General features: G+C 52.9%; 1 pseudogene. It reads left to right on the top strand.

Features of this window, described 5'->3' with window-relative positions:
• Nucleotides 1-172, top strand: a pseudogene (locus tag QP971_RS11345) (integrase core domain-containing protein); the annotation flags it as partial.
• Nucleotides 173-257 lie beyond the last annotated feature (85 nt).

Raw genomic sequence — 257 nt, 5'->3', positions numbered from 1 at the left:
CCACCAAACACTCCAAAAAGCCCTGCACACAAGGCCATTTGCCCACAACATCGCCGAGCTAAACCAACAACTCGATGACATCATCGACTACTACAACAACCACCGACCCCACCGAGCACTCAACAGACAAACGCCAGTTCAGGCCTACAACCGACTGCCCAAAGCCCAGCCACTCGATATATCGGACCTAGCCCCTGTTAGGTAGACACCTGATATCCAGCCCGGTTGGGTTGGGAAGAAAGGTAATCTACCACCAT

The sequence above is a fragment of the Corynebacterium marquesiae genome (assembly GCF_030229635.1).
Lineage (GTDB): Bacteria > Actinomycetota > Actinomycetes > Mycobacteriales > Mycobacteriaceae > Corynebacterium > Corynebacterium marquesiae.
Note: the sequence above shows the minus strand (reverse complement) of the source record. Positions and strands in the feature narration are given on the sequence as shown.